A 14,657-nucleotide genomic window follows, 5' to 3' on the forward strand; every position below is an offset into this window, starting at 1 on the left:
CCGATGACCGACCAGCCGTCCCTGCGTGACCGGATCCGCCGCGCGATCTGTGAGGCCAGCGGCTTCACTTGGCTGCCCGACGAGTTGATGGAGCCCGACGAGTACGGCGAGCACGCCGACGCGGTGCTGGCCGTCCTGCCCGAGCCCGTCGACCGGGCGGCCGTGCTGCGGGAGGCGGCGGAAGCCGTGCAGGCGCATCCCGGTGCGATCCCGTACAGGCCGCAGCTCGACGAGGACGGCGGCTTCTGGTGGGACACCCGCGACCGTGACGCCGCAGCAAACCTGCTCCGCCGCATGGCCGCCGAGGCGCAGCAGCCCGAGGAGGCCGGACGGTGAGCGTTTACGTGGATGAGATCCGTGACTGGACCCTGATCGCCAAGGCCCGAGGCTTGCGCCACACCCATTGGTGCCACCTGACTGCCGACACCGAAGAGGAGCTGCACGCCTTCGCCGCCCAGCTCGGTCTCCGGCGCACCTGGTTCCAGAAGAAGTCCGACCGCGACTACCGATGGCACTACGACATCACGCCGCCCAAGCGCGCCCAAGCCGTCCGCATGGGCGCCCACGAGGTCGACCGGCGCTTCATTGGCCAGCTCATGATCCGCCGCCAGGAGCAGCGTGACGACCGGCCGCCCGCTGGCGGACCGCCCTGCGGTAACAACCCGAACTACCGCATCAGCCCCGAAGACCAGCGCGCCGTCGACGAGTTCAAGGCCTATCTCCGGCAGCGAGCCAACGACCGCCCCACCCCGTGATCCCGCCTGCACTGCCCCGGCGCGTATCCGGGGCAGTGCCCGCCCAGTCCTACACGACCACCACCCCAGGAGGAACCCGATGACCGCTCGTATCCAGCGCAAACGCGCCCCCGGTTGGCGTGCCGGTGCTGCCGTGATCGTCGACCGCAGCAGCCGTTACGGCAATCCCTGGCGCATCATCGACGACCACATCCTGCTCCACCCCGACGGCATCACTCAGCCCTTCGGATCCTTCACGGAAGCGCAAGAGGCAGCCAGCGGTCACCACGAGGCGTGGCTCGCAGGTACCGGCCCGGACACCCATCGGGTGGGCCGCAAAGAATTCAGCCGCCGTCGCGTCCTCGCTGACCTGTGGCGCTTGAGGGATCGCGATGTCGCCTGCACCTGCCCGCTTCCCGAGCTCGGTGAGCCCGACCACTGCCACGCGCAGATCTTGCTGCGGCTGGCGAACCAGCCAGGAGGAACCCGATGACCGACAACCCATCCGCCGAGCTTCAGGCCGCCGCCGACAAGCTGCGCCTGCCGAGGGGCACGGTTCTGACCCCCGCCGCGAAGGCTGCACTCGCCGACTGGCTGGAGGCCGAGGCCGCCCGGCTGGCTGCGACGGCTCATCCGCTCTGGCACGACCATCTCGCCCCGCATGCCTTCGCCTTCGCCCGCGCGCTCAACGGGAGCCAGCGATGACCGACGTGATCCGTCCGCTGACCCGCACGGCACCGATCGGCATCAGCCGCTGTGCCGCAACCCGCATGTGGTTCTGGCACTGCCGGGTCTGCCCATGCTTCCCGACCGTCGGCCACGCCCACAGCCACCCGGCCGCCGTCGAGCGGGCACTGCACCACGTCGGCAGCAGCGCTCACGCCCGGGCGGCGAGCGGCGAGGTGGACGGATGGGAGGCCGCGCGACCGCCCCGGCCCCGCGCCCGCTGCGCCTGGCACTGTCGCCGCGGACGGCGGAGATCCTGCGCCGCTGCTACCGGGGTGAGCGGCCGGACGACGTCCTCGACCGGGCGCTGCTGCTCCTCGCCACGGCTGACGGGCACCTCGACCCGGCCGGACGGATCATCACCGGCCCTCGCGCTGGGAGGCGGACGTGAGCGCCCCGTCGTCCAGCCCCCGTGGTGAGCGTCCCGGAACCCCGGGCGCCCGCTGGGAGACCGAACTCCGGCCCGTCGAGAGGGTCGTGGCCGCCGACGCCCCCGACCCGATACCAAACCGCGCCACCCGCAGGGCGATAGCCCGAGCCGCCAGGAGGAAGCGATGAAGCGCCACAGCGCCGACACGATCAACGATGACGAGCTGGACCGGCTGTACGAGCGGCTGGACCAGCTCGGCCGGGCGGTGGAGCGGGCCAGTGCGCTCGCCGGCCGGTGGGACGGGAACCCGGCGCCGATCGTCCGGAGCCAGGCCGCCGAACTCCTCGCCGCGATGCTGCAGCTGTCCGGCTGGGAGCAGACCGATGCCCGGAACGGGTTGTCGGCCGTCCCCGAGGGCGCCTCCTGATGGAGCAGAGGCTCGGGGCGCCGGTCTTCTTTACACGCCGACCAAGATTCTTTGCCGCGCTCGACGGCGGCCGGGCGGTCCGCTCCGTGACGCCGCCCGCTGCGTCCCCGACGGCTTTGCCGTTTCCCGCCCTCACCGCGCCGCGCTGAGGCGGGCCTGAGGCAAACAGAGTCCTCGTGGACCCCCGGGGGCTGACATCCGCACTGAAGGAGTGAAATCCGATGAAGAGCCAAGCACCCCGCCCCAACCCGCCCGAGACCATCACCCAGGCGAAGGCCTGGATGACCGTCAAGAACATCTACCTCGAACTCGGCCTCTGCGAAGGCTGCGCGGCCCAAGCGGCCTGGGGTCACCAGTGCGGCTTCACCGCCATCCAACCGCCGTGCGACGACTGCCTGCTGGTCATAGCCGCATTCCCCGTCGAAAAGCCCAACGGTTGGCGCACCCGTGGCGGCAAGGTCAGCCGCACCCCCGGCGAAACCTCAGTGCCGGAGGAGGCTGCGGCATGAGGTTCCCGCCCGCCTACGTCCTCGTCCAGTCCGCGATCGGCGGCGCTCTGGCCGGGGGAGCGGTGACCGAGCTCTCCCGGCTGATCCTCGGCCACCGGCCGCCATTCCTGGCCTGCATCGTTCTGTCGCAGTTGCTGCTGTTCGCCGTGTCGCGCGCCGTCGCGGCGCGCCATAACCGTGAATGCCGCCGTCTCCAGGAGGCGTTCGACCGGCCCGCGTTCGGCGAGGACACGCACTGACCGCCCACCCCGGCCGCAGACCCGCGGCCGGGCAGCCCCACGGGCGGCCCTGTACGCCCGCCTGGGCCCCGAACCCGCCCCGGAGGCAGTCCGGGGCCGCCTATCCCGAGAGCGCCGTAGAGACGCGCAGCGGGGCGGCGCCAACGAAATCAACCAGAAGGAACCGAAATGACTGACCTTCAGCCCCCTCGCCGCTTCTACCTCCAGCGCGACCTCGACGTCACCGGCGCCTCCGGCACTGGACGCGTCGCCGACGGCGTCCTGTGGCCCGACGGCACCGCCTCCGTCCGCTGGGTCGGCGACCGGCCTTCCACCGTCCACTGGGACCGCATGGACGACGCCGAAGCCATCCATGGCCCCGGTCACGCAACCCGGATCATCTGGCTCGACCGTCCCAGCGCCGCCGCCGATCCCGACGCCCTGTGCCCGCACTGCCCCAATGGCCACGCCCTGGCCGACGGCGGGCCACAGGCCTGGTCAGCCTGGGTAGCCGACCAGGTCCGGCTGGGGCGGGGGTGGGTGTGACAGTGGCGACCAGCTCAGGATCATCCATGTCGCCCGCAGTGCCGCGGCCTGGCCGAGAGCGACTCGCGGTGGATGCGCGACAGGCTGAACAGACGGCAGCCGTGACCCCTCAACTCGACCCCGACGAGCGGGCGTTCCTCGACCTGTGCTGCCTCGACGAGCCCCGCTGGCCCGACGAGCCCGGCTACCACGCGGGCCTGGGCGCGACCGGCCTGCCCTGGCCCGCCACCCGCCGCCCCGCCTACCGCGACTGGCCCGACACCATCACCGACCTTGAGCTGCCCGAGGAGCCGCAATGACTGATTTTCCTGAGGCGCTGCCCGCCCTCCAGACCCTCCGTGCCCGCCTGGTCGTCGAGCGCGACCAGGCCAAGCAGCGCGCCTCGCAATGCACGATCCCCGGGGTTCGCGAGTCCGCCGTGGGCGTCGTCGCCGGGATCAGCACCGCCCTGTACCTCTTCGACGAGACGATCCGCGGAAACGGCCAGCCCGACGACACCACGCCCGCCGAGGAAGGCGCGGCCGACCGGCGCTACTGGACCAGCCTCTACAACCAGGAGGACTTGTGACCAACCGCTACGAAGAAGCCAGCGACGCCGCCAAGCAACTCCTCGGCGACCTCGACGAGATCGACTTGGCCGAGGAAGCCGCAGCGGCCAACGCGACCATCGCCCGCGTCCGCGCCCTCCACCAGCAGTATCGGTCCGTGTACGACGACACCACGTACTCGTGCGCGCACTGCAACCAGATCTCCGGCGACGTCATCCCGTGGCCCTGCCCAACGATCGCCGCCCTCGACGGACCGGAGCAGCCGTCGTGACCGCCGTGTTCGGCTACGTCGCCATGGTCATCGCGGTCGCCGGCGTCCCCGCCAACCTGATCGCACGCCTGATCTTCGGACCGCCCCAGGAGGAATCATGACCGCCCGCATCTGGATCGAAGAGATCACCGACCACCTCAGCGCCGCCGGACACGACGGCTTCCACGTCCGGCAGGACAGCCCCCGCACCGTCCGCGTCCACCACGGCGGCCCAGACCAGCAGCAGCACCTCGACCAGTACACGGCGCTCCTGCAAGAGCTCGGCTACACCGTCACCCTGGAGCCCGCGACAGAGATCCGGCCGCTCCGGATCCGCGTCAGCCACCCGCAGGGCCGAGCAGAGCGCGATCAGTTGTGACCGCCGCAGGCCAGCACCTACTCCGACGGGAGCCGTCCCGCGATGTCGGTGGCCAGCGCGAACGCGTCCAGCTCCTCGTCCGAGTCCCCGTCGGCGGCCTCGGCGAAATGCATCAGCAGCCGCACCGCCTCCCGCGCCTCATCGAGCGTGATCAGCGGCAGACGCGGGCCGTCCGGATAGTCACCAGTCACCAGTCACCGGAGCGGAGAGATCATCCATGGCCGGTCAACTCCCGGGCGGCGAGGGAGGTTACGAAACAGCAACGGCCCCACGTTCCGCCAACACAATGCGATCCCATAGGCCCCTCAACGCCAGGGGGACCATGAAGACCATCGACCTCGGCCAGCACACCATCATCACCGGGCGGCTGGTCCGCACCAAGGCTATGCGAGGCTGGGTCGCCGAGATCCAAGGCCTCCACCCGAAGTACGAACTCAAGCGCGAATTCCTCGGCCGCGTCCCACCCCAGCATCCTGACTACCTCGGAGACCGCGGGACCGCCTGGCACATCCCAAACCCGGGCCTCTTCGAGTATCGCGACCTCGGCGACGGCGACCTCAATGGCTTCTTCATCGTCGCCAAAGGCTTCCTGCGCCTCGACATCGCCCTGATCAGCGCCGAAGAGGCGCACGCTCGGGCCAGACGCATGACGCAGAACCGCCGCCGGAACTGAACACGACAAAGCCCGCCACTCCCGTTCGGGGCGGCGGGTTGTCTGCGTGCCTACGCGTGGACCGCGGCCAGCAGCGCCTCGAAGCGCCGGTTCGACGGCCGGCAGTCCACCGGCCCGACCATCGCCTCCCACTGGCGGCACGACGCCGACACGAACGCAGCCACCGCCCGCGGATCCGCCTCCCGCCACGACCGGAACTGCGCCGCCCACTCCAACGCCGCCTCCGCGGACTGGTCCGCCTCCATCAGCCGCACCGCCGTGCACGCCACGTCCACCCAGGCCGGACCAGTCGCCCACATCGCCCAGTCCACCATCCACGCACGACCGTCACCGACCAGCAGATTGTGCGGATTCGTATCCGTGTGCAGCAGCGCCCCGCCGGCCAGCAGCGGCACCTCCGACGACTCCAGGAACGCACCGAGACGGTGGCCAAGCGGCCTGCAAAGAACCTCCGGCGCGGTAATCCCCTGCGCCGCCCGCAACACCCCAGCAACCAGCGGCAGATCGGCAGAGCCCAGGCCGAGATCAGCATGACGGCCCTCCACCCAGTCGAAGCCCATCAACTCCCAGCCGGCCGCCGCCACCTTCCAACGGAACGCCGGACTCACGCCATCCACGAGCGGGAACACGAGACGCTCCGCATACTGCGCCTTCCACGCCCGACGATCCGCCTCCGGCGCGCCCTTCACGAACCACCGGCCCGTGCTCGTCCGCACTCCCGCAGCGAACGAACACGTCAACCCGTCAACCACCGGCCGCACCTCGACCACCGGACCCGTCTCGGCCAGTACCGCACCCCGGACCGCCGCAGGCAGACCATCCCAGTCGCATCGCATACCCGACACCCTCCAACGCGAATGCGGGGCCGCACAAGCGACCCCGCACCCCTCACCCTGAGCGATCAGCCCTGCGTCGCGCCACACTTCCGACACCGCTGAGCACCGCTCCACGGCACCCACTCGTGATCACAGTTACTGAGCATTCAGACCTCCCAGCTCGATCGTGCACAGCCCCCGGCCTACCCGGGGGACACTCATGGGGGGGGGCTACTCGCTGGCCGGGTACCAGGTCACGCCGGGATCGTCTCCGCCCGCAAGGCCCGCGGCAGAGGTGCCATCGAGATCCCCAGCACCTTGCCGAGCAGGATCCGTGCCACCGTGTCCCGCTCGAACTCGTCCCGGTCGCGCGGCATCGCCAACGCGATGTGCCCGTCCTCCCGCTGGATCGCAGCGCCGAAGAACCCGGCATCCGTGATCGACGAGTCGTAGATCTCCGCGTCCAGCTTCACGAGAAGGTCCGGCAGCGGGACCTCGACTAGCAGGGCGGGGGAGAAGACGCGTGACGACGCTTGCTCTAAGCTCATGACGGAGCTCCTTCTTTGACGAGACGGGAAATCCTGATCAGCGGGGTGTCACCCGCTGGTGTTGCGGCCGGGCAGTTACAGCTGTCCGGCCGTTCTCATTGCGCTACGGTCGAAGCCTGGATCGTCACCGGGAGGCACCGTGCGCATCACCTTCGAAGCCGAGGAAGCCGCCAAGCTCCGCGCCTCGGCCCGCGCGGCAGCCATGGACGAACCGCAACTCGCCTACGTCCTTCAGCAGATCGCCGACGAAGGCATCGACCTAGACGCCTGCACCCCCTGGGAGACCATCCGCGAACGGCACGGCATGCCCCCGCTCGACGACGACACCCAGACCGACGTCGCCTGAACCATGTCGCCCAAGCACGGACCCCGCAGGGCCCTCGTCGTCTTCCACTCCGTCGCCGAAGAACAAATTGAGCGGATGACCGACGACGAACGCGCCCGCCTCGACCCGGCCCTGGTCGAGGTCTCCCGCAACCCCCTCACCGCAGGACGACGGGTATCCGAGGGACTCGAACGCGAATACCGGCAGAACGGCGTCCGCGTGATCTACCTGCCCACCGTCCTCGGCACCGTGGTGCTGGTCGCCTACGTTGAGACTTGAGAGTTCGCCATGAGCGCCGAGCGCATCGTCCGGGCCTGCCCGCAGCGCCTCGCGACCACCGTCTGGGGCAGCGGCCAAGCCATCCAGGCCAACGAGGCTGCCGAGCGCGCGCTGCGCGCTGTCGACATCCGGGTCGAGCGGGTTCAACCACCCGAGTACATCGCCGAACTCCTCGACACCGAAGGGCCGGTCTGGCGGCGCGGCCGGACCTATGAAATCGATGGCCGACCGGTCCAGCGTGCCGTTTCGTATCTGCCCGTTGACCTTGCTGACGGGACACCCATCACTGAGGTCGATACCGGGCGCGGCGGGGTCTACGCGCGCCTCGCCGAGGCTGGTCACGCCCCTGCCCGGTTCCGCGAGGACGTCCGTGTCGAGTCGGCGGATGAGCAGACAGCTGCCCTCCTCGACCTTGCGACGGGAGACCCAGTCGTCCGCATCATCCGTACCGCCAACGACGACCAGGGGCGTGCGGTAGAAGTCAACGAGATGATCCTTCGCCCCCACGAGTACCTCCTCCGGTACGAGTTCGACGCTTGAGCCGTCAGGCGGCACGGTTGTGGGTGACGTTGTACGCCGGGCGTTCGGCCTTGATCGCGACTGCCTCGGCGGTCAGGGCTAGGCGCCGGTTGCCGAACCACTCGATGGTGAATGTGGCCATCTGGGGCCACCACGGTTTGTCGTCAGCATGCTGGGCGAAGCGTTGTTCCGGATGTGCGCTGATTCCGATGTAGAGCAGGTTGCCGGAGTCGTCCCGTAGCCGGTACAGGGCGGTGGGGGTACGGGGACGCCGGTTGCCTGCCTGGACTTTGCCTCCGCAGATCACCATGATCCGTGAGACATCTTCGGATTTCGGCCACGGCTCGTAGAAGAAGCCTCGGCCGTCCCACTTGCAGCTGTTGATCGCCCATCCCAGATAGTGGCGAGCTGGCATGCGCCTTGGATAGAGATCGTCTTGTTCGTAGACCCAGTCGACATAGTCAGGGTCGTGGTAGAGGCCGACTTCCGTTTCGGGCATGGCGCTCCTTCGCGATCCGCTCCAACTTGGATATGCAAGCTGGCTCCCTGAAAGTAGCGCCACTGTCGCGGAGCGTGCAAGTGGTGCGACGGATCTCGTTCTCGGTACTGTCCGCTCATGGAGATGACGGACCGTGGGATGCGTGAACGGTTCGGCGAGGCCCGCGTCTTGAGGCTCGCCACAGTGGACGGCGAGGGGAACCCGCACCTAGTCCCGGCAACCTTCGCTCTTGTCGGCGAACGCATCGTCATCGCTGTCGATCACAAGCCGAAGCGCCACAGCAACCTCAAGCGGCTCCGGAACATCGAAGAGAACCCCTCCGTCTCTCTCATCGTTGATCACTTCGACGAGGACTGGGAAGCGCTGTGGTGGGTGCGGGCCGATGGTCAGGCTCGCGTGATCGAGAACCAACTTGCCTACGAACTTGTAGACGCATTGGTAGGCAAGTACGAGCAGTATCGTGCTCAACGACCACAGGGCCCCGTGATCGAGATTCAGGTAAACCGCTGGTCAGGCTGGGTGGCAAAACCGGAGTAGACGCGACACCGTGACTCCCGGTTACGCTCACTTGTGTAGCCATCAGTCAGGAGCGCGATGTCACCCAACCCGGCACACGAGCACCCCTTCAAGCGGGTCGCCAATGACCTGCGCGCGGAGATCCTTCGGGGGGATCTCGCGCCAGGCGACAAGATCCCTTCCGAGAACCAGTTGAAGGATCGCTTCGGGGTCACGCGAGCGACCGTGCGGAAGGGCATCGCCCTCCTCCGAATGGAGGGCCTAGTGACCTCACAGCAAGGTAAGGGTGCGTTCGTCCGCGAACGCCCGCACGTCAACATGCGGCAGACGGGCAGCATCTACCGAGCCCGCCGCGCAACCGGCGAGGCGAACTACAACGCCGAAGCTAAGGCTCAAGGGCAGCGTGCCAAGCAGGTGATCCGGGAGGTCGTCGAGACCTCGGCGTCGGAGGCGGTGGCGGACCGTTTCAGCATCGACGCTGGCGCGCCCGTCATTGTGCGCCGCTTGCTGTTCACGGTCGACGAGAGCCCGATGCAGCTCGTCGACACCTACTACGAGGCCAGCCTGGCGCATGGCACGCCGCTCGCCCAGGCCAAGCTGATCAAGGGCGGCGCGAACGCGTTCATCGAGAACCCGGATGGGCCGATCGGACGGCGCATCGTTCAGTTCATCGAAGACCTTGATGTCCGCATGCCGTACCCGCACGAGGTGGAGCTCCTCGAAATCCCGGACGGGGTGCCCGTCGCGAAGGTGACGCGCACCGCCTATGACTCGGCCGGAGACGCTGTCGAGGTGCAAGAGTCCATCGTGCCCTGCGACCGACACACCTTCAGGTACGTGATCGATGTGCCATAGATCCAGCCGCCTGCCGCGATGCCCCCAACTGCCAAGCAGTTGGGGGCATTTCTGTGTGTTGACCTTGTCGCCCCACTTGCATAGCCAAGCTGCACTGGCTACGGTTGCATCAGTCGCACTTGGATATCCAAGTGCGCTGGATCGGTGCTGACCTGCACTAACCAACCCGGAGGCAGAAGTGCCTACACCCAACGACGAACTCGCCGCAGAGCTCGCCCAGTTGCATGGGGCGCTCACTCCGGCAGAACTTGCAGAACTGATGGACGTCCACCAAGCGACGATCTACCGGCTGATCGCTTCGGGGCGGCTCCATGCCATTCGCGTCGGAAGCGGCACCAAGCGCCGCACCGGCCTCAAAGTCCCTCAGTCGGCTGTCGTCAGCTATCTGCGCTCGGCGCGCGTAGCCAGTGGGGCCGACGAGATCACTCCTACCGAGGTGGCCTGATGATCACCATCGACAGCAACCCCAACTCCCTTTCCGACGGCGACCTCGCCCGGCGCGACCGACCGGCCGCTGAGGCCCGTGCCACGACACTCGTCCCCGTCCTGGACGATGACGCGTTCCGTGCCGAGCTGGTGACCGCCTATGCCGCGGCCCGCCGTGAGGGCGACTGGGCGGAGGAGCTGCGCCTGTACGCCGACGCGGTCCGCTACGACCGGGCGCACCCGGATGAGCAGCCGTTGTTCGACGAGCTGCACGCGATCGAGATGTTCGGCACGCAGTACTCCGAGGCGGCGTGATGGCCGCCAACGCTGACGTCGTCCGCGCGACGGTGCGGGCGGAGATCTGTGCGGAGACCATCGTCCGGCTGTCGGCTGAGCCCAGCCTGACGGGCGCCGAGTTCGACGCGCTGGCGGAGGCGCATGCCGAACTGTCGGAGCGCACCGCGTTCCTTGAGCGGGCTGCCGCAGCCGGGATCGAGGTGGCGTGATGGCCAGCCTGTTGGTGTGTGTCGCGCCGGCCCTGGCGTCTGCGGAGGTTCAGGCGGAGCAGATGGCGGCGGAGGTCGTTGCGATCCTGTCCGAGCCCGGGCACCCGATGCAGGCCGCGATCCCGAGCTTCCGGGCTCACATGCGGGAGGCGTTCGAGTCTGCCGCGGCCGACTGCGGGTTCACGCTCGATGATCTGGACCGGATTCGGGTTCGGCGCCGTTGGGCGGCTCGGCTGGTGTTCGCGTACCGGCGGATCACCCGGCAGGCCCTTGTCCGCGGGGGCGGTGAGGTGTCGTGAGCCGCCGGGAGCTTACCGAGGTCGACCGGTACTACGTGGGGGTGGCCCGGGGTGTGCTGGCCACGTCGATGTCGCTGGACATGAGCGACATGCATGCGGTGGCCAAGATGCTCGGCCGCCTGGAGGTTGTGGTCGCGGGCCTGCTGTACATCCTCGACGGCGGCACGGTCGCCTTCGAGGAGACGGGGGACGGGTCATGAGCGCGACGACTCTGGCGCCTCCGTGGTCGGACGACCTGTGGAACTCCCTGTTCATTAACGCGCCCGACTCCTGCCAGGAGCACCGCTGCTGGGTCGACCAGTGCCCGCCCGGCTCCCACGACCAGGCCGAGGCCGACGGCGGGGAGGCGTGATGCCGCGCCGTGATCTGTCGGACGCGGACCGCGCGTACATCGAGCGGGCTCGCGCCACCGTGGCGGCCTCCGAGGTGCTGGAAGCGGCGGATGACCGGGTCCTGATCAGGGTGATCGCCCGTCTGGAGATCGAGATCAAGCAGCACCTCAACACCATCGAGCGGCTCCTCCACATCATCGACACCAAGGAGCAGTCATGACCTTCCTGAAGCCGCGCTGGTCGGTGACCTGGCCGACCCGTCCGACCGGCGTCTACACCCAGCTGGTACGTGCGGCCGATCCGGCTGATGCGGTCCGCGTGGCCGCCGAGTTGGAGTGGCCGACAGCCCCGAGTTACACGGTGGCGTTCGACTACGAGCCGCAGGTGTGGCGCTTGCGGCGCCCCTACCGGCTGCGGTCCCGCCCGGTGGCCGGCCCGGACTTCCCCGAGCTGGAACTCGGCGAGGTGGCGTTCACCCCGGCGCCGCTGCCGAAGCCGGGCGCGTGACCCGTGGTCTACGCCCTGATCGTCCTGTCGATGCTCGCGATCGTCGGCGGCGTCGCCTTCACCGTGTACGTGCTCTTCACCAGCCCCCGCTGACCCCTGTCCGCCCGCTGTGCTCCGCACCGCAGGCCCGGGTGTGGGGTGCCGCGGCCGGATAGTCCGGCACGCAACCCGACAGGAGCTCACCATGCCGAACTTCGTCAACGACAAGGTCGCCGAGATGATCGCCGCTGTGGAATCCGGCGACGACCGCACCCTGCAGGCCACCTTCAACGAGGCGCTGCGCGAGAACGACGCCAGCCCGACTCAGACCCTCGCCGCCATGACAGAGGCCGCCCGCCAGCAGCGCGGCGCCTGAGACCCCGACCCCGAGATGGGAGCAGAGATGTCCGAGGCCATCCGCCATCACATTAAGGAGAACTCATGATCCGCATCGCGAACGGCCCCGAGGACAACGACAAGGGCACCACCACCCGCATCCCCAACGACGAGGTCTGACCCCAGCGTCCATGCCCCGCACCCGCCACATGCGGGTGCGGGCGCCCGGCCCGACCGACACGACCCGATCCGCACCCACAACGACAAGGAGCACAGACATGGCCAAGTGGTGGCGCACCGCGAGCGACGACGACCTCTCCCAGGGCCTGGACATGGCCAGGGGGATCGCCGAGGAAGCTCGCGAGAAGGGCGACAAGCGGCGGGAAGCTGCCGCCCACGACGACATCAACGATGGACTGGACGAAGCCCAGCGGCGCGGCTGGTTCCGCTGATGGGCACCGCGATCGTCGGGATCGCAGGCGTTCTCACCGGGGCGCTGGCGACAGGGCTCGCCCAGTACGTCATGCACCTGGTGGGGCGCCGGGAGCGGCGCCTCCGGATGGCCGCCGATGCCGTCGTGGGCGTACTCGGCAAGTCGCGGGCCCACCGCGGCGAGCAGTACCAGAAGTTCGTGGCCCGCTCCGAGGGCATCCCGGACACGGTCGAGGCCCGGCGGCGGAGGTATGACGCCCACACCGCCATGCAGGACGCGATGGACGCCGTCATCGCCACCGTCCGGGATGCCGAACTCCGTCGCCTGGCACGGGATCTCGTCGGTGCCTCGCTCGCGCTGGGCGACGCCGACCCGGCCGATCTGGACGCTGTCGGCGACGTGGCCCGCGACACCGCCGACGCCCTCCGTGACGCGATGGCCCGGTACCTCCACGCGCACGCCTGACCAACTGCCCGATCCGCCGGTCCTGTGCCGGTGGTGAGAGGAGCCGGGACGGCCCCGGCCATCGTGAAGGGAGCCCGCCATGGGCCTGTTCAGCCGTAAGACCGCCGAGACGCTCGACTCAGCCGCCGGAGCCCTGCACCGCGCAGGCAAGAAAGTCGGCGGAGAGAAGGGCGGGCGAGCGGGCGACGCCGTCGCCAGCGCCGTGCTCGGCCCCATCCGCAGCCTGTGCCGCGAGGACTGCACCTGCCGCAAGTGCCGGTGACCTGAAACCCGACCACCCGAAAGGACCCAGCACCGTGACCTCCACCGCCGTCAAGCAGGTCAACGGAAAGCCCGTGGTCTCGCCCGAGCCCCGGTTCGACCCGGTGGCCCTGGCCGAGGCGGAGGCGATCCGGAAACGCGCCGACGCCGAAGCCGAAGCGATCCGTATTGAGGCCGAAGGCAAGGCCGACGCCGCGCGCGCCCTCGCCGCCGAGGAGGCCGAGAAGCTGCGCCTCACCAACGAGCGAGCCCGGTTGGCGCAGGAGCGGAAGCTGGTCGACCACAACGCTTACGTCGCGAAGAAGAACACGGAGATCGCCAAGTCCGAGGCGGAGCGCGCGAAGGCCGAGAAGGCGGAAGCCGAAGCCGCAGCGGCCGAGGCGCAGCGCACCAAGGAGCAGGAACGCGCCGAGCGCTGGTGGCGGTGGGGCGCCCGCGGCATCTACGCCATCGGTCTGATCATCGCGGCACCGGTCCAATTTATGCACTTCTGGGACCCGAAGCGGCCGTTCCTCGTCGCCGCTCCAGGGCTCCTGGAGGGCTTGGCGCTGGCGATGGCTTTCGGCGCCGCGTGGGCGGTCGCGCACCGCCGGGACGCGATGCCGTACCGCATCGGCATCATGGCAGGCGCAGTGATCGCCGCCGGGGTCAATCTGTACGGCGGCCTGACCGACGCGGCGATCGGCTTCAACGCGGGCCTGATCGGTGCCCTCGCCTCCATCGGCGGACCAGTTGTCCTCATGATCTACGAGCGCGGCATCGCGCAGAAAGCCGACGGTGTCCCGTCCCGGCGGGAGAAGCGGGCTGCCGCGAAGGAGGCCGCGGCGCAGGCTGCGGCGGCAGCGGAGGCCGAGGCCGCGAAAGCCATTGCCGACGAGCGGGCCCACATCGCCGCGGAGGCAGCGGAGGCGCGAGCCAGGGCCGAGCAGCAGCACCGCGACGAGGACCGCCAGTTGCACCACCCCGAGGTGTGGAAGGTCGCCGACGCGATCCGTTCGGCACGCGGCGGCCAGCACGTCACCGAGCAGATCTGGGGCGAAGCCTGGTACCGCGTCACGGGCTTCCGGCAGGTCGGCGTGACGCCGGAGATCGACGCCCAATCCCGTGCCGCCGAGGCCCGTGCGACGACGGCCGCCCAGGCCCCCGTTCTGGGCCCTCAGTCGCTGATCAGTTCCCAAATCAAGCCCCGCCAGAAGAAGGACCCCGGAACCCCCGACGGGCGCCGCAACAACGGCGGGGTGCCGCCCATGCGCAGGCCCGGCGACACGCAGCCGTACAGCGAAGGCGCACGGCGCCAGATCGGCCGCGAAACGGCCGCCCGGACGGCCGTCGCCGCCTCCAAGGACTCCCGTCCGAGCATCAACTAACCGACCCCTC

General features: G+C 69.3%; 36 protein-coding genes. 32 read left to right on the top strand and 4 right to left on the bottom strand.

Annotated features, from left to right (window positions below; all coding sequences use genetic code 11):
- Positions 1 to 3 precede the first annotated feature (3 nt).
- From AC07F3_RS18690 to AC07F3_RS18750, 13 genes are all read left to right on the top strand, one after another.
- Positions 4 to 336, top strand: coding sequence for a hypothetical protein (locus AC07F3_RS18690; RefSeq protein ID WP_479115361.1), 333 nt, complete (start codon positions 4 to 6; stop codon positions 334 to 336).
- A complete protein-coding gene (locus AC07F3_RS18695) occupies positions 333 to 755 on the top strand; it encodes a DUF4031 domain-containing protein (RefSeq protein WP_479115363.1) in 423 nt (140 codons plus the stop codon). Before AC07F3_RS18690 ends, AC07F3_RS18695 begins: the two co-directional genes overlap by 4 nt.
- A gap of 79 nt (positions 756 to 834) precedes the next feature.
- Positions 835 to 1,227: a DUF4326 domain-containing protein gene (locus AC07F3_RS18700; RefSeq protein ID WP_479115365.1), complete on the top strand. Its 393-nt coding sequence runs from the start codon at positions 835 to 837 to the stop codon at positions 1,225 to 1,227.
- A complete protein-coding gene (locus AC07F3_RS18705) occupies positions 1,224 to 1,439 on the top strand; it encodes a hypothetical protein (RefSeq protein ID WP_479115367.1) in 216 nt (71 codons plus the stop codon). The genes AC07F3_RS18700 and AC07F3_RS18705 overlap by 4 nt, the downstream gene beginning before the upstream one ends.
- Positions 1,440 to 1,644: 205 nt before the next feature.
- The gene (locus tag AC07F3_RS18710) at positions 1,645 to 1,851 is read left to right on the top strand and encodes a hypothetical protein (RefSeq protein WP_479115369.1); all 207 of its coding nucleotides are present in this window, start codon (positions 1,645 to 1,647) and stop codon (positions 1,849 to 1,851) included.
- 163 nt (positions 1,852 to 2,014) lie between these two features.
- Complete coding sequence (locus AC07F3_RS18715) at positions 2,015 to 2,257, top strand: hypothetical protein (RefSeq protein ID WP_479115371.1); 243 nt, start codon at positions 2,015 to 2,017, stop codon at positions 2,255 to 2,257.
- A 221-nt stretch (positions 2,258 to 2,478) separates the two neighbouring features.
- Positions 2,479 to 2,766 (top strand): hypothetical protein, encoded by a 288-nt coding sequence (locus tag AC07F3_RS18720; protein WP_479115373.1) that lies wholly within the window; start codon positions 2,479 to 2,481, stop codon positions 2,764 to 2,766.
- The gene (locus tag AC07F3_RS18725) at positions 2,763 to 3,005 is read left to right on the top strand and encodes a hypothetical protein (RefSeq protein WP_479115375.1); all 243 of its coding nucleotides are present in this window, start codon (positions 2,763 to 2,765) and stop codon (positions 3,003 to 3,005) included. The genes AC07F3_RS18720 and AC07F3_RS18725 overlap by 4 nt, the downstream gene beginning before the upstream one ends.
- Positions 3,006 to 3,173: 168 nt before the next feature.
- Complete coding sequence (locus tag AC07F3_RS18730) at positions 3,174 to 3,530, top strand: hypothetical protein (protein WP_479115377.1); 357 nt, start codon at positions 3,174 to 3,176, stop codon at positions 3,528 to 3,530.
- 101 nt (positions 3,531 to 3,631) lie between these two features.
- On the top strand, positions 3,632 to 3,829 hold the full coding sequence (locus AC07F3_RS18735) for a hypothetical protein (protein ID WP_479115378.1): 198 nt from the start codon (positions 3,632 to 3,634) through the stop codon (positions 3,827 to 3,829).
- Entirely contained in the window at positions 3,826 to 4,098 is a 273-nt protein-coding gene (locus tag AC07F3_RS18740; RefSeq protein WP_479115380.1) for a hypothetical protein, read from the top strand. Before AC07F3_RS18735 ends, AC07F3_RS18740 begins: the two co-directional genes overlap by 4 nt.
- Positions 4,095 to 4,349 (top strand): hypothetical protein, encoded by a 255-nt coding sequence (locus AC07F3_RS18745; RefSeq protein WP_479115382.1) that lies wholly within the window; start codon positions 4,095 to 4,097, stop codon positions 4,347 to 4,349. Before AC07F3_RS18740 ends, AC07F3_RS18745 begins: the two co-directional genes overlap by 4 nt.
- A gap of 97 nt (positions 4,350 to 4,446) precedes the next feature.
- Positions 4,447 to 4,707, top strand: coding sequence for a hypothetical protein (locus AC07F3_RS18750; protein ID WP_479115384.1), 261 nt, complete (start codon positions 4,447 to 4,449; stop codon positions 4,705 to 4,707).
- Between the two features lie 17 nt (positions 4,708 to 4,724).
- Here the strand turns inward: AC07F3_RS18750 and AC07F3_RS18755 are convergent, their stop codons facing one another.
- A complete protein-coding gene (locus AC07F3_RS18755; RefSeq protein WP_479115385.1) occupies positions 4,725 to 4,898 on the bottom strand; it encodes a hypothetical protein in 174 nt (57 codons plus the stop codon).
- 131 nt (positions 4,899 to 5,029) lie between these two features.
- On the opposite strand from AC07F3_RS18755, the gene AC07F3_RS18760 reads away from it, so the two are divergent.
- Positions 5,030 to 5,380 (top strand): hypothetical protein, encoded by a 351-nt coding sequence (locus AC07F3_RS18760; protein WP_479115386.1) that lies wholly within the window; start codon positions 5,030 to 5,032, stop codon positions 5,378 to 5,380.
- Positions 5,381 to 5,430: 50 nt separating this feature from the next.
- Here AC07F3_RS18760 and AC07F3_RS18765 read toward each other — a convergent pair whose 3' ends face one another.
- On the bottom strand, positions 5,431 to 6,216 hold the full coding sequence (locus tag AC07F3_RS18765; RefSeq protein WP_479115388.1) for a phosphotransferase: 786 nt from the start codon (positions 6,214 to 6,216) through the stop codon (positions 5,431 to 5,433).
- Between the two features lie 233 nt (positions 6,217 to 6,449).
- Entirely contained in the window at positions 6,450 to 6,743 is a 294-nt protein-coding gene (locus AC07F3_RS18770) for a hypothetical protein (RefSeq protein WP_479115389.1), read from the bottom strand.
- Positions 6,744 to 6,882: 139 nt separating this feature from the next.
- On the opposite strand from AC07F3_RS18770, the gene AC07F3_RS18775 reads away from it, so the two are divergent.
- Genes AC07F3_RS18775 through AC07F3_RS18785 form a run of 3 tightly spaced genes read left to right on the top strand, consistent with a single transcriptional unit; the run spans position 6,883 to position 7,887 of the window.
- Entirely contained in the window at positions 6,883 to 7,089 is a 207-nt protein-coding gene (locus AC07F3_RS18775; RefSeq protein ID WP_479115391.1) for a hypothetical protein, read from the top strand.
- A gap of 3 nt (positions 7,090 to 7,092) precedes the next feature.
- Entirely contained in the window at positions 7,093 to 7,347 is a 255-nt protein-coding gene (locus tag AC07F3_RS18780) for a hypothetical protein (RefSeq protein ID WP_479115392.1), read from the top strand.
- Between the two features lie 9 nt (positions 7,348 to 7,356).
- Complete coding sequence (locus tag AC07F3_RS18785; protein ID WP_479115394.1) at positions 7,357 to 7,887, top strand: GntR family transcriptional regulator; 531 nt, start codon at positions 7,357 to 7,359, stop codon at positions 7,885 to 7,887.
- Positions 7,888 to 7,891: 4 nt separating this feature from the next.
- Here the strand turns inward: AC07F3_RS18785 and AC07F3_RS18790 are convergent, their stop codons facing one another.
- Entirely contained in the window at positions 7,892 to 8,365 is a 474-nt protein-coding gene (locus AC07F3_RS18790) for a GIY-YIG nuclease family protein (protein WP_479115396.1), read from the bottom strand.
- Positions 8,366 to 8,482: 117 nt separating this feature from the next.
- On the opposite strand from AC07F3_RS18790, the gene AC07F3_RS18795 reads away from it, so the two are divergent.
- The 15 genes from AC07F3_RS18795 (at position 8,483) to AC07F3_RS18865 (ending at position 14,647) form a co-directional block, all read left to right on the top strand.
- A complete protein-coding gene (locus tag AC07F3_RS18795; RefSeq protein ID WP_479115398.1) occupies positions 8,483 to 8,902 on the top strand; it encodes a TIGR03668 family PPOX class F420-dependent oxidoreductase in 420 nt (139 codons plus the stop codon).
- 57 nt (positions 8,903 to 8,959) lie between these two features.
- Entirely contained in the window at positions 8,960 to 9,736 is a 777-nt protein-coding gene (locus AC07F3_RS18800; protein WP_479115399.1) for a GntR family transcriptional regulator, read from the top strand.
- 178 nt (positions 9,737 to 9,914) lie between these two features.
- Positions 9,915 to 10,181, top strand: a complete 267-nt coding sequence (locus tag AC07F3_RS18805) for a helix-turn-helix domain-containing protein (RefSeq protein WP_479115401.1) — start codon at positions 9,915 to 9,917, stop codon at positions 10,179 to 10,181.
- The gene (locus tag AC07F3_RS18810) at positions 10,181 to 10,477 is read left to right on the top strand and encodes a hypothetical protein (RefSeq protein WP_479115403.1); all 297 of its coding nucleotides are present in this window, start codon (positions 10,181 to 10,183) and stop codon (positions 10,475 to 10,477) included. Before AC07F3_RS18805 ends, AC07F3_RS18810 begins: the two co-directional genes overlap by 1 nt.
- Positions 10,477 to 10,668, top strand: coding sequence for a hypothetical protein (locus tag AC07F3_RS18815; protein ID WP_479115405.1), 192 nt, complete (start codon positions 10,477 to 10,479; stop codon positions 10,666 to 10,668). The genes AC07F3_RS18810 and AC07F3_RS18815 overlap by 1 nt, the downstream gene beginning before the upstream one ends.
- Positions 10,668 to 10,967, top strand: a complete 300-nt coding sequence (locus tag AC07F3_RS18820) for a hypothetical protein (protein ID WP_479115407.1) — start codon at positions 10,668 to 10,670, stop codon at positions 10,965 to 10,967. Before AC07F3_RS18815 ends, AC07F3_RS18820 begins: the two co-directional genes overlap by 1 nt.
- Positions 10,964 to 11,167, top strand: a complete 204-nt coding sequence (locus tag AC07F3_RS18825) for a hypothetical protein (protein WP_479115409.1) — start codon at positions 10,964 to 10,966, stop codon at positions 11,165 to 11,167. Before AC07F3_RS18820 ends, AC07F3_RS18825 begins: the two co-directional genes overlap by 4 nt.
- The gene (locus tag AC07F3_RS18830) at positions 11,164 to 11,319 is read left to right on the top strand and encodes a hypothetical protein (protein ID WP_479115411.1); all 156 of its coding nucleotides are present in this window, start codon (positions 11,164 to 11,166) and stop codon (positions 11,317 to 11,319) included. Before AC07F3_RS18825 ends, AC07F3_RS18830 begins: the two co-directional genes overlap by 4 nt.
- The gene (locus tag AC07F3_RS18835; RefSeq protein WP_479115413.1) at positions 11,319 to 11,519 is read left to right on the top strand and encodes a hypothetical protein; all 201 of its coding nucleotides are present in this window, start codon (positions 11,319 to 11,321) and stop codon (positions 11,517 to 11,519) included. Before AC07F3_RS18830 ends, AC07F3_RS18835 begins: the two co-directional genes overlap by 1 nt.
- A complete protein-coding gene (locus tag AC07F3_RS18840; protein ID WP_479115415.1) occupies positions 11,516 to 11,806 on the top strand; it encodes a hypothetical protein in 291 nt (96 codons plus the stop codon). The genes AC07F3_RS18835 and AC07F3_RS18840 overlap by 4 nt, the downstream gene beginning before the upstream one ends.
- A gap of 184 nt (positions 11,807 to 11,990) precedes the next feature.
- Complete coding sequence (locus AC07F3_RS18845) at positions 11,991 to 12,161, top strand: hypothetical protein (protein WP_479115417.1); 171 nt, start codon at positions 11,991 to 11,993, stop codon at positions 12,159 to 12,161.
- 238 nt (positions 12,162 to 12,399) lie between these two features.
- A complete protein-coding gene (locus AC07F3_RS18850; protein WP_479115419.1) occupies positions 12,400 to 12,573 on the top strand; it encodes a hypothetical protein in 174 nt (57 codons plus the stop codon).
- On the top strand, positions 12,573 to 13,019 hold the full coding sequence (locus AC07F3_RS18855; RefSeq protein ID WP_479115421.1) for a hypothetical protein: 447 nt from the start codon (positions 12,573 to 12,575) through the stop codon (positions 13,017 to 13,019). Before AC07F3_RS18850 ends, AC07F3_RS18855 begins: the two co-directional genes overlap by 1 nt.
- 79 nt (positions 13,020 to 13,098) lie before the next feature.
- The gene (locus AC07F3_RS18860; RefSeq protein WP_479115423.1) at positions 13,099 to 13,281 is read left to right on the top strand and encodes a hypothetical protein; all 183 of its coding nucleotides are present in this window, start codon (positions 13,099 to 13,101) and stop codon (positions 13,279 to 13,281) included.
- A gap of 34 nt (positions 13,282 to 13,315) precedes the next feature.
- Positions 13,316 to 14,647, top strand: coding sequence for a hypothetical protein (locus AC07F3_RS18865; RefSeq protein ID WP_479115425.1), 1,332 nt, complete (start codon positions 13,316 to 13,318; stop codon positions 14,645 to 14,647).
- Positions 14,648 to 14,657 lie beyond the last annotated feature (10 nt).

The sequence above is a fragment of the Streptomyces sp. NPDC045846 genome (assembly GCF_056431605.1).